1 protein-coding gene is annotated in these 4367 nt (G+C 71.9%); it reads right to left on the bottom strand.

Translation table 11 applies throughout. The features are described from left to right. Nucleotides 1-4367 (bottom strand): non-ribosomal peptide synthetase (locus ABT092_RS30770; protein WP_351249781.1); only part of this gene is annotated, 4367 nt, incomplete at both ends.

Genomic DNA, 4367 nt, shown 5'->3' with positions numbered 1-4367 from the left:
CACCGCAAACTGAAGACCACCCACCACCCCCGCCGGCCCACCCCACACATCCCACCGCTCCGACAAACTCAACGACAAATCAAACCGAGCCGGCAGCGCTTCGTCGGGCAGGGCATCGGCGTTCAGCGGGGAGACGACGAGGCCGGGCAGTCCCCATTCCTCGGCGGGGGCGTTCTGAAGTACCAACATGATCTGGAACAGCGGGTGTCGGGCGAGGGAACGGGCGGGGCTCAGCTCGTCCACCAAGCGCTCGAAGGGCACGTCCTGGTGGGCGAACGCAGCCAGGTCCGCCTCCCGGACCCGTTCCAACAGCTCCCGGAAGGTGGGATCGCCGCTCGCATCGGTCCGCAGCACCAGGGTGTTCACGAAGAAGCCCACCAGGTCGTCCAACTCCCGGTCCCCGCGGCCCGCCACCGCCGTGCCCACCGGCACGTCCACCCCGCCGCCCAGGCGCGCCAACAGCATCACCAAGGCCGCCTGCACCACCATGAACAGGGTCGCACCGGAGCCGCGACCCACCTCCACCAGCGCCCGGTGCACCTCTGCGTCCAGTTCCACCGGTACCGAGCCGCCCCGGAAGGAGGAGATCGCCGGGCGCACCCGGTCGGTCGGCAAGGGGAGTTCCTCGACCATCCCGTCCAGGGTGTCCCGCCAGAAGGCGAGTTGCCCGCTGATCGCGCTTCCGGGGTCGGTGACGTCCCCCAGCGTCTCCCGCTGCCAGAGGGCGTGATCCGCGTACTGCACGGGCAGCGGTTCCCAGTCGGGCGCCGCGCCGCCCCGGCGGGCCGCATAGGCGGTACGCAGATCACGCGCGAGGACACCCATGGACCAGCCGTCCACCGCGATGTGGTGCGCCACCAGCAGCAGCACGGACTCCGTGTCGGACAACACCAACAAGTGTGTGCGCCAAGGCAGTTCCTGTGAGAGGTCGAAGCCCCGTGCGGCCTCGGCGACCAGCACTGCCGGCAGCTCCGCTTCGGTGAGTCCGCGCACCTCCAGGGCCGGACGCCCGGCCCGGCCGGTCAGGACGTGTTGGCGGGGCGCTCCCGCGGTGTCGGGGAACACGGTGCGCAGTGCCTCGTGTCGATCGGCGAGGTCGCCCAGCGCGGCCCCCAGGGCGGCGGCGTCCATCGTGCCGGTGAATCGGAGGGCCAACGGCATGTTGTACGCGGCCCCGGCGCCGGCCTCGGCCATCCGGTTGAGGAACCACATCCGCTGTTGCCCGAAGGACAGCGGCACCTCGTCGGGCCGTTCCCGCACGGCGATCCCGCCGTGTCCGTTCCGGCGACCGTCCCCCACCAACCGTGCCAGGCCGGCGACGGTGGGGGTGCCGAAGAGTTCGCGGATGCCGAGGCCGGTGTCCAGGGCCGCCCTGATCCGGGCGGTGAGGCGCAGGGCGAGGAGCGAGTCCCCGCCGAGGTCGAAGAAGGAGTCCTCGGTGCCGATCCCGTCCCGCCCCAGGACCTCCGCGAAGAGTGCGCAGAGGAGTTCCTCCCGCGGGTTCGCCGGCGGTCGGCCACCGCTGCCGGCCTCGGTGCACTCGGGTGCGGGGAGCGCCGCCCGGTCGAGCTTGCCGTTCACCGTCACCGGCAGCGCGTCGAGGGTCACGAACGCGGACGGCACCATGTACGCGGGCAGCCGGTCGGCCGCGCGGGCGGCGAGTTCCGCCGGGTCGACGGCGGAGCCTCGTGGCACGACGTACGCGACCAGTTGCTTCGTTCCCGGCGGCTCCTCCCGGGCGACGACCGCCACCTGCCCGACCTCGGGATGGTCGGCGAGAGCGGCTTCGACCTCGCCGGGTTCGATGCGGAAGCCCCGGACCTTCACCTGGTCGTCGGCCCGGCCCCCGAAGGCCAGCTCGCCGTCCGTCGTCCAGCGGGCCAGGTCCCCCGTGCGGTACATCCGCCCGGCGCCGTACGGGCAGGCCACGAACCGTTCGGCGGTCAGTGCGGGCCGGTGGTCGTAGCCGCGGGCCAGGCCGTCCCCGGCGAGGTACAGCTCCCCCGTCACACCCGGGGGAACGGGGCGGAGGAATCCGTCGAGGACGTACGCCCGACTGTTGTCCATCGGTCGGCCCAGCGGCACCGCATCGGGTACCGACCTCGCTGCCGTGTAGGCCAGCTGGGTGGTGAACGCCGTGGTCTCGGTGGGGCCGTAGGTGGTCCGTACGGTCAGCTCCGGGTAGCGGGTCAGCAGGGCGCGGATCGCCGAGGACGACACCACGTCCCCACCCGTCGACACCTCCCGCACCCCGGCGAAGACCTCCGGCGACTCCTCCGCCAACACCCGAAACAACCCCGCCGTCACATGCACATTCGTCACCCCGTGCGCCGCGACAAGCCGACCCCGCTCCGCCGCATCCACCTCACCCGCCGACGCCACCACCAGAGTGCCGCCGTGCACCAACGGCACCCACAACTCATACGTCGACGCATCGAACGCATGGTTCGCCTGGACGAGAACACTCGCCACAACCTCGTCACGCCAGGCACGGTCCGACACGAACGCCGCCACACTCCGATGCGTGACCGCCACACCCTTCGGTTCACCCGTGGACCCCGAGGTGAACATCACATACGCCAAGGAATCCGGTCGGGGCCCGGGCCGGGGCACCGTGGTGGCGCGGGCCACCTCCTCGACCGTTGTCGCGGCGTCCCAGTCCACCGTCCCGGGTAGCCGGGGGGCGTGTGCGCCGGATGCGAGGACCAGCGACGGGCGCACGCCGGCCAGGACGAGCGTGATGCGCTCCTCGGGGTGCCCCGGATCGACCGGCACGTAGGCGGCGCCCGACTTCAGCACGCCCAGCAGCACGGCCACCAGTTCCGCGGACCGCTCCATCACCACCCCGACCCGGTCACCCGCGCCCGTGCCCCGGGCTGCGAGCCAGCTCGCCACCCGGTCGGAGCGGGCGTCCAGCTCCGCGTAGGACCAGGACCCGTCGTCGCCGGCCACCGCGACGGCATCCGGGGTCCGTGCCGCCCGGGCGGCGAAGAGTTCGGGCACCGTCGCCACCGGAAGCCCGCGGGCGGTGTCGTTCCACCGGAGCGTGACCCGCTCGCGCTCGGCCCCGTCCAGCACGTCGAGCAGGGCGACCGGCAGATCGAGGTCCGCCGCCACCTGTTCCAACAGCCGCCGCACCCGTCCGGCGAGGGAACGGACGGTGTCCTCGTCGAGGAGGTCGGGGCGGTAGTCGAACTGGAGTTCCAGTCGGGTCGAGGGAGAGACCACCAAGGTGAGCGGATAGTGGGCCGCCTCCTCCCCTCCCCCTCCGGCGACGTGCAGTCCGCCGATCGCCCGGCCCGCCTCGGGGTCGTGCGGATAGTTCTCGTAGACGAGGAGGGTGTCGAAGGACGCCCCGGGCCCGACGGCCCGCTGGATGTCCGCGAGACCGATGTGCTGATGTGCCATCAGCTCTGCTTGTCGGGCCTGGAGCTCGGCGAGCATCCCGGAGAACTCCTGGTCCGGGTCGAGTCGCACCCGCACCGGAACGGTGTTCATCAGCAGGCCCAACATCCGTTCCACACCCGCCAGTTCGGCGGGCCGACCGGCGACCGTGGCTCCAAAGACCACCTCGTCACGGCCGACGAGCACCCCCAGCAAGGCTCCCCAGACCCCCTGCACCACGCTGTTGAGCGTCAGACCCCGAGCACGGGCCGCCCGGCGGAGCGCGTCGGTCAGCGACTCTTCGAGCCGCACCACGACATGACGGGGCCGGGTCGATGCCGCGTCCCGCTCCAGCGGGGCCACCAGGGTGGGTTCGTCGACTCCGGTGAGGTGTTCGCGCCAGGCCGCGCGGGCGGCGTCCCGGTCCTGGACGGCCAGCCAGGCCAGGTAGTCCCGGTACGGGGCGACGGGCGGCAATCCCGAGGCGTCGCCCCCGGCGGCGTAGGTCAGGGACAGCTCCTCGAAGAGGAGCGGCAGCGACCAGCCGTCCATCACGATGTGGTGCATCGTGATCACCAGCCGGTGCCGGCCCTCCCCCAGCTTCACCAACAGCAGCCGCAGCAGCGGCGGCACCTCGACGTCGAACCGACGGTGCTCAGCAGCCATGAGGGCCCGCAGCTCGGTGTCTCCGTCAGCCCGGCCCGCAAACTCCGACAGGTCGACTTCCCGCCACGGTGGCGATGCCTCCGCGGAAACCACCTGGACCGGCCCGTCCAGGCCCGCCGGCTGCCGAAATCCGGTCCGGAGGTTGGCGTGCCGGTCCAGCAACGCCTGCCAGGAGGCACGCAGCAGATCGGCATCCACCTCCCCCCGCAGATCGAGGAACCGCTGTCCGACGTAGGCGTCGTGGCCGGTCTCGTCGTACCGGGCGTGGAACAGCAACCCTTCCTGCAACGGCGACAACGGCCACACGTCCACCAAAC

The sequence above is a fragment of the Streptomyces sp. NPDC002490 genome (genome assembly GCF_040296045.1).
Lineage (GTDB): Bacteria > Actinomycetota > Actinomycetes > Streptomycetales > Streptomycetaceae > Streptomyces.
Note: the sequence above shows the minus strand (reverse complement) of the source record. Positions and strands in the feature narration are given on the sequence as shown.